This is a genomic window from Candidatus Caldatribacterium sp., assembly GCA_014359405.1.
GTDB lineage: Bacteria > Atribacterota > Atribacteria > Atribacterales > Caldatribacteriaceae > Caldatribacterium > Caldatribacterium oleiphilum.
On the sequence record JACIZN010000101.1, the window covers coordinates 1 to 6,991 of the forward strand.

Consider the following 6,991-nt stretch of genomic DNA (forward strand, 5'->3'; position numbering starts at 1 on the left):
AAAGCTTTTGTACCTGGTTTTGAGTTATCTGGACGAGGCCTGGGGAGCGCGAAAGCTCAGGGGATTTGCGGAAATCGAGACGGGGAGCTACAATGCTGGCCGGACACAATAAACGAGACACTATGGAGCCAGTTGAGGTAGGTCTTCCTCTTGTACCCAATACCTGTTCCATCTACGATGACTGTCTTGACCTCCTCCTGCAGGCTGTCGTGGATGCACCTTATGAGGAGCTGCACCGCCTCTTTGAGCCTCCTTGCCCGGTAGTGGAAGTCATTGAGGGATGGTACCTCCGTAGAAAAACTCCTGAAGAGGGAGAGAACTTCCCTGAAGGAGAGGGCGTACATCTCCTTCACGAGGAGGAGAGAGAGAATCTCTTGGTCAGAGAATTTCCGAGGTCTCCCCCTTCGAGTGGAAGGTTTTGGGAGGTGTGGTACAATCTTCCCGTAGAAGAACCCGACAAGCCTTACGATTTCCTCAACACTCATCTTCCTCATGGCAGGGGAGGTTTTACCATCTCCCCTGCTTTTGTTTCAAGACCCTGTTGCCCTATTTTTGGAACATCCCCAGATCTGACACTTCTAAGCAAGGCTTGACTCCTTTTTCAAGGATCCACGGATCTTGGCAGACTTCGCCGAGAAAGATTGCCCTCAGGGACTTCGAAGTGGAAAGAGGACCCAAAGGGGCAAACGGTTTTTATTCTCACTCGTATTGCTTCTTGCGCAGGCGAGAGGTTTCTCTCTCCTGTTCTTCTTCTAAGACGAGTTCTCCCGCCTACCTTGGTCACCGCAGCCTGCGTGAAAAACTCTATAGGAGAATTGTAGAAAGAAGGGAACCCCCTTTTAGAGGGTTCCCTAAGGAGGTATGTCTGTTCCCTCTCTCACACTATGTAGGGACCAATGAGCTGCTTTGCAAGGAGAATACCCCGGAGTTTACTCGCCGTGTCCCTCTCGAAACTCCTGTCCTCATGCTCTATGCTCACAACGTAGTCGTATCCAACCTCATGAAGAGCGGTAAGAAAAGCAGACCAATCGATATCGCCTGTACCGGCCACCTTGTCCACATACCACCCAAAGCCAAAGATACCCACCTCATACAGCTTATCCCAGAGAATTTTGGTGTCTTTGGCATGGACGTGGAAGATTTTTTCCTTGAAGTCGTGGACTGCCCGAACGTAGTCGATCTGCTGCCAGATGAGGTGTGAGGGATCAAGATTCAAGCCAAAGTACGGAGAGGGAATGATTTCAAACATTCGCTCCCAGATGGCGGGAGTAGTGGCAAGATTTGTCCCCCCTGGCCACCGGTCAATCGTGTAGAGCATAGGACAGTTCTCGATGGCGAGTTTTACCCCGTGGTCCTCGGCAAATTTCACAAGGTCCGGGAAAACCCGAGAGAACTCGCTTAAAGCCTCTTCTACGTTCATTTTGGGGTCTCGCCCCACAAAGGTTCCCACCACAGGAACTCCAAGCATCTGTGCTGCCTTGATGACTTTCTTGAGGTGCTCATGGTAGAAGCGGCGGTTCTCTAAGTTGGGATCGAGGTTATTTGGATAGTACCCTAAGGAAGAGATTTCAAGGTTATGCCGGGCAAAGAGCTCCCGAATGCGAGCCGCTTCCTCCTCTGTGAGGTTCTCCACGTCGATGTGCTGCGTTCCTGCGTACCGGCGCTTCTCGTAAACTTTCGGCCAGCAGGCCACCTCAAGCATTTGGAAGCCGTTCTTGCTCGCCCATGCCACGAGTTCCTCAAGACTCATCTCTGGAAGGCAAGCGGTCATGAATCCGAGTTTCATTCTTTCTCCCTCCTATCGGACTTGAACCCACGTCTTTCGGCGGGCACTCTCAAGGATGGCCTCGCACAGCACGACCTCTCTCAATCCATCGACAAAAGTGGGGAAGTTCCATTCTTCTTTTGGTCTTGACTCAAGGATGGCAGAGTACACTTCCCGGAAGAAGTGCTTCGAGGTATCTGGGAATCCCTCATTGTGGCCTCCTGGGAAAGAGATGATGCGACGCGTTGCCTCGCTCACGAGAGAGGGATCCTTCATGAGGATTTCATTTGCCCTGTCACGCCTTCCAATCCACAGGTCGTTGGGATGTTCGGAATCCCAAAAGAGCGCACAGGAAGAACCGTCAATTTCATAGGTAATCCGGTTTTTCCTTCCTGCCGCTACCTGGTTGACGGTCATAACCCCAAAAGCACCGCGGTCAAAATGTAAGAGAACACTGGCATAGTCTTCGGTATTGATAGGGACATCCTCGTAGTCTTCGGGTTTCAAAATCTTTCCCGCATATGTCTCCACAGGTTTCAGGGGTTTCTTCCGCACTTTGTGGAAAGTGGCAAAATCAGCGAAGACCTCCACAACTCTTTGGCCGGAAATGAACTCCACAAGGTCGAGCCAGTGAGAGCCAATGTCCGCTACGGCCCTCGAGGGACCACTGAGCTCAGGCTCAAGGCGCCAGTTGTAATCCGTTTCGTAGAAAAGCCAGTCCTGAAGATACGAGCCGTGGATGGCGAAAATCTTCCCCACCTGTCCCTGGTGCACAAGCTCTCGAGCCTCCCGCACCAGAGGATAGAACCGGACATTGAAGTGAACGGCATGGACCTTTCTCGTTTTTTCTGCGAGTTCTACGAGCTCTTCGGCTTCCCTCCGGTTCATGGCCAAAGGTTTCTCGCAGATGACATGTTTTCCTGCCAGAAGAGCCTCTTTTGCCATTGGGTAATGGAGGTAATTCGGAGTGCAAATGTGGACAACCTCAACTGCATCACTTCTGATGAGGTCCCGCCAGTCTCCGAAAAAGTGTGGTACCCCGAGATCTTGAGCCTTACGACGCGCAACATCCTCGTTCACATCGGCTATGGCGACAACCTCCGCAAGAAAAGTCCTCCGCGCTGCTTCCGCATGAGCAGGACCGATGAACCCAGCTCCAATAATCCCAACTTGTACGACCTTCTTCACCCTATGACCCCCTTTTCGAGGCGCTCTTTTGCCCATGTTGCCGTTCCGATAACACCCGCATCAAGACCAAGTTGCGCAGGAACAAACTGAATGGTATCCACGGGAACCATGAAGAGTCGCTCCCGCAGTCCCTTTCGGATGCTCTCAAAAAGGAGTTCTCCCGCCTGGGCAACACCCCCGCCAATGACAATCATTTCCGGATTCACCACGACGCAGATGCATGAGAGCGCTTGTCCGATATAGGCGCCGCTTCGCTCGATGATTTCAAGAGCGACGCTATCACCTTTTTGAGCAGCTTCGGCGATAATCTTTGGAGTCACCCGCGCTAAATCATCGCCAACGAGATCCCGAATGAGGGTGTCGTTTTGCTGCACGAGAGCCCGCAGGGCCTGGGCAACCATGGCAGGACCGGAGGCATACGCTTCAAGGCAGCCACGATTCCCGCACCCACAACGCACCCCGTTTGGTTCTACAGTGATGTGACCGAATTCGCCTGCGCTTCCGTCTTTCCCAATGTAGAGCTCACCATCGATAATGACTCCTCCACCAATGCCTGTGCCGATGGCGACCATGACCATGCTGCTCACTTCTTTTCCGGCACCAAAGCGTTTCTCGGCGAGGGTAATTGCTCGGACGTCATTAATCACGGCAACTGGAATGCCGAGGCGCTTCTCGAGCCATTCCTTCACCGGGACACCATGCCATTTTCCGGGAAAGTTTGGGAGGAGAATGCCCACTCCAGTCTTCCAGTCAATGAGCCCCGGTATGCCGATTCCTGCTGCCCAGACCTTGAATCCCCGGGCTTCGAACCTTTGGCGAAGCTGCAGAGCCTCACGAGCAATATCATCAAGGACCTCTTCTGCACTCCGCATGGCCCTCGTGGGGATGACACTTCGTTCAAGAACAGCTCCATCCTTGTCCACGAGGGCAATCTTTGTATTCGTTCCCCCAAGGTCAATTCCCAGAAATAATGCTTTTGCCACCATCCTTTCCTACCCCCTAAACTTCAACTTCCCGGCGGATCTGTGCCTGGTCGGCCACAAGGAGCACCGTGAAGCGGATTCTGTCTCCTCGAGCAACAGACTTCGTCCACTCCACAGGTATCTCGTTCCTGAGGTACGCGACCCGTTCAATGACAAAAGCGGGTAATCCCACCCGGCACTCGAGGTATTGAGCCTCGTCTTTGCGAACCTTTCCGACCTCGTATGTCTCATAGGCGTGGTCGAGAATGAGCCCATACTTATCCCGAAGCACGGCGTAGAGTGACCCTCGCTCTAAGTCTTCGTTTACGAGTCCCGGACAGAGGTACACAGGTATAACGGTTGTCTCAAGGAGAATGGGTTCGTTATTCGCGCAGCGGACACGGACGATGCGATTGACCTTGTCTTCCCGAGGGGGGAGACGAAGGGTTTCCCGCATTTTCTCATCCGCCGTCACGACCTCGCAGGTTAGCACCCGGGAACTCGGGGTGAGCCCAAGTTCCAGCATATCCTCTGTGAAACTGTAGAGTTTTGGAAGGCGCCTGCGGAGTTTGGGGGAGGTGACAAAAGTCCCCTTCCCTTGCTTCCGGTAGAGAAATCCCTCCTCTACGAGGCTATGAATGGCCTGTCGAACCGTGATTCTGCTCACACCGTACTTGGCACAGAGTTCCGTTTCCGGGGGAATACGATCTCCTGGCTTGAGCACCCCGCTGAGGATCTGGCCTTTCAAAATATTTTTGAGCTGCTGGTACAGGGGAATACCGCTCTCTTCAAGAATCTCAGGCATTCCTCAATCCTCCTGCCTTGCGCTTTGCCCTAAGTATACACCATTCCCCTCAGGGGGTGCCTCCTTCGTTTACCTTTTTCGTACCTCTGTGGGAAGGGAAGCCGCAAGGGCGAGATTACCGTTGAGCACGACGTCTTCTTCAAGGACAAGACCCATGTTTGCTCCGTCGGTAACTGCTCCTCGAAGGTTCCTTATCTTTTGGGCGTCTCCTAACTTTGCTACGAGGAGTCCTTCATTGAGAAGTGTTTCGTAGAGTGTGTCGTTGGAAGTGACTTTCGCCAGGACGACGTTATCCACCCGTACTGTCATTCTCTTGAACTCACTGTTTTGGAGGACAACCTCTCCTCCTTCGCGAATTTCAAGAACCGTCGTTTCCGTAAAGAGGGTTACTGGGTACCGGTAGGGGCGAAGTGTTAAGGCTTCACCATTTCCACCTGCAAAGCGCTTCATCATAACGTCACGGTGAATTGGTTCCATCCAGGAGGCAAATTCCCGATTCTCCGTTACAATGTACACCTTTTTCCCTTCGAACCCGAGCTTTTCGGCGGTATCTGCGGCCGCGAAGTGGTCTCCCCAGATGAGCACCGTTTCTCCACACTCAAAGGGTTTTGGTCTATCCCCTGGATAGTACGTACACCCCTTCGCCTTGCACCGGAGGACCTCCTCAAAGGAAACGACAAAGGGCAGGTCAATACCGGGAATATCGGGTCGGAAGACTTTGCTTCCTGTGGCAATGAGCGCAACATCAAAAGATTTGAGGTCCTCAAGAGTGGGTTCGGTTCGCAAGCGTACCGTTACCCCAAGCTGGGCAATCTGTTCCCGGAGCCAGTCGGCGTACCAGCGCATCTTCGTTTTCCCTGGAACGGTGCAGCAGAAGAGAATGGTTCCTCCGAGTTTTCCCGTTTTTTCGAAAACAGTGACTTCATGTCCCCGCAAAGTGGCAATTCGTGCTGCTTCGAGGCCCCCTGGACCTCCCCCGACTATGGCCACGCGAAGGGGCTTTTTGGTTTTCGGAAGGTTGATAAATCGCTCATCCCCCATGGCGGGATTAACGGTACACCGGCATTCTCTCTTGATCATGAGGGATTCCTGCCAGCATCCTACAAGGCAAGAGATGCATTTGCGAATCTCCTTGACTCTTCCCTCTTTGGCTTTATTAGCCCAGTAGGGGTCAGCAATGAGCTGCCTCGAGAGGCCGACCATATCGACCCTTCCTTCGGCAAGAATCCGCTCACAGTACTCCGGATCCCGGAGGGTGTGGCTCGTGATGACCGGGATTTTCACGTGCTTTTTGATTTCCTCTGCCGCATAGGTGTTCCATCCCTGGGGGTAGTACATGGGGTCCATGGTAGGTCCGGGGACTTCAAAGGTTCCGGCGCTGATGTCCAGGAAGGCAACACCGCTCTCTTCCATGAGTTTCGCTATCTTTATGCTTTCATCAAGCGTTCTTCCTCCCTCAATCCATTCTTCTCCCGAGTACCGAATGCCGATGGGGAAGTTCTTTCCGCACTTCCGTTTAATACGGTCGATGATTTCAAGGACGAAGCGCATTCTATTGATGGAGCTTCCTCCAAAGCGGTCATTCCTCCGGTTGATGTACGGACTCATGAACTGGGCAATGAGGTATCCATGGGCACCATGGAGCTCAACAGCATCAAAACCTGCCTGCTGGACACGCCACGCAGCTTCGGCAAACTTCTCGATGAGATCATAGATTTCCTCCACGGTCATGGCCCGCACGGACTTCCCTTTCTTTGCGACCTCCTCAGCGTAGACGATTTCGTGTCCCGCAGATCCTGGAAGCGAAACCACCATGTCCGTTGCAGAAAAGAGGTCTTTTCTCGGCCAGGCTGCCTGTCTTCCGGGGTGCTGAATCTGTACTGCGCACCGTGCGCCGTACCGGTGCATAGCTTCGGCAAGACGCGCAAGACCAGGTATCATGGGATCTTCATCAGCTGCAAGGCAAGTTACCGTCGGTCTTCCTGTGGCCTTATCGGGTGTTGTAGCTCCAACGATGATGAATCCGCAACCACCTTTGGCGATTTCCTCATGGTAACGTATGACCCGCTCGTTCACCGATCCATCAGCGTTAGCTGAGCTGATATCGGTGGGGACGTGGACGATACGGTTTGGAACGACGAAGTTTCCAATTTCAATGGGCGAGAAAAGATGAGGAAAATAGGGATTTCTCAGAGGAGTTCCTCCTTCCTTTCGGACTAACAGCATTCTTCTCTACCTTTTCTTCGGTAACACTCCTCCATAATCTCTTCG

The 6,991-nt window shown here is 52.9% G+C and carries 6 protein-coding genes; all 6 read right to left on the reverse strand.

The features are described from left to right. Positions 1 to 56: 56 nt before the first annotated feature. On the reverse strand, positions 57 to 485 hold the full coding sequence (locus H5U36_08010) for a transposase (protein MBC7218065.1): 429 nt from the start codon (positions 483 to 485) through the stop codon (positions 57 to 59). 392 nt (positions 486 to 877) lie between these two features. Then, positions 878 to 1,786 (reverse strand): sugar phosphate isomerase/epimerase, encoded by a 909-nt coding sequence (locus tag H5U36_08015; GenBank protein ID MBC7218066.1) that lies wholly within the window; start codon positions 1,784 to 1,786, stop codon positions 878 to 880. 12 nt (positions 1,787 to 1,798) lie between these two features. After that, positions 1,799 to 2,989 carry a Gfo/Idh/MocA family oxidoreductase gene (locus tag H5U36_08020; protein ID MBC7218067.1) on the reverse strand — a complete coding sequence of 397 codons (1,191 nt, stop codon included), beginning with the start codon at positions 2,987 to 2,989 and terminating at the stop codon, positions 1,799 to 1,801. Further along, positions 2,950 to 3,936: an ROK family protein gene (locus tag H5U36_08025; protein MBC7218068.1), complete on the reverse strand. Its 987-nt coding sequence runs from the start codon at positions 3,934 to 3,936 to the stop codon at positions 2,950 to 2,952. The genes H5U36_08020 and H5U36_08025 overlap by 40 nt, the downstream gene beginning before the upstream one ends. A 16-nt stretch (positions 3,937 to 3,952) precedes the next feature. Beyond that, a complete protein-coding gene (locus H5U36_08030) occupies positions 3,953 to 4,720 on the reverse strand; it encodes a GntR family transcriptional regulator (protein MBC7218069.1) in 768 nt (255 codons plus the stop codon). 69 nt (positions 4,721 to 4,789) lie between these two features. After that, positions 4,790 to 6,913 carry an FAD-dependent oxidoreductase gene (locus H5U36_08035; protein MBC7218070.1) on the reverse strand — a complete coding sequence of 708 codons (2,124 nt, stop codon included), beginning with the start codon at positions 6,911 to 6,913 and terminating at the stop codon, positions 4,790 to 4,792. Between the last annotated feature and the right edge of the window lie 78 nt (positions 6,914 to 6,991).

What these genes read in the sequence shown, in the direction of transcription:
- H5U36_08010 (MBC7218065.1), bottom strand. Translation starts at nt 485, where the DNA reads ATGAGTGTTGAGGAAATCGTAAGGCTTGTCGGGTTCTTCTACGGGAAG.
- H5U36_08015 (MBC7218066.1), bottom strand. Translation starts at nt 1,786, where the DNA reads ATGAAACTCGGATTCATGACCGCTTGCCTTCCAGAGATGAGTCTTGAG.
- H5U36_08020 (MBC7218067.1), bottom strand. Translation starts at nt 2,989, where the DNA reads ATGGGCAAAAGAGCGCCTCGAAAAGGGGGTCATAGGGTGAAGAAGGTC.
- H5U36_08030 (MBC7218069.1), bottom strand. Translation starts at nt 4,720, where the DNA reads ATGCCTGAGATTCTTGAAGAGAGCGGTATTCCCCTGTACCAGCAGCTC.